The following is a 444-nucleotide window of genomic DNA, read 5'->3' as shown; positions in this document are numbered from 1 at the left end:
CTGTAATATTGCCACCCCTTGAGATAGTAATCGAGCAGCACCGGCCGGTCGAGGGTATTGACCTCGACATCCCCCGCTATCGTGTCTTTGTCGAATTCGAAATGTTTGATTATGTTGGCTTCGGTCAGATAGCGCGTTTCGACCGTCAACCGCGGCCGGGCCATGTTGAGCTTCGCATCGCTGGCCAGCACGAAGCCCCATTCGCCGAATGACGGCACGTTGGTATGGTAGGGGTAGATGTTGCCGAAGCCGGCTTTCTCGACCGTCTTGGCGATGCTCCAGAAGGCCCGGGGCGCGAAAAACGGGCTCGTCGCCTGGGTGACGAACAATCCACCGGGCGACAGACGATCATGCGCCAGGTGGTAGAACTGCTCGCTATAGAGCCGCGTCAGCGCATTGTTGTTGGGATCCGGCAGGTCGGCGACGATCAGGTCGAAGCGTTCC

Annotated in this window: 1 protein-coding gene; it reads right to left on the bottom strand. The window is 58.8% G+C overall.

Going from position 1 to position 444, the window contains the following annotated elements; all coding sequences use genetic code 11:
- Positions 1-444, bottom strand: a 444-nt coding sequence (locus AC1D0P_RS29715) for a spermine/spermidine synthase domain-containing protein (RefSeq protein ID WP_477680014.1), incomplete at both ends; no start/stop codon positions are given.

Source organism: Polaromonas sp. P1_G2, assembly GCF_056405515.1.
This window is presented reverse-complemented; position numbering and strand designations above follow the sequence as displayed.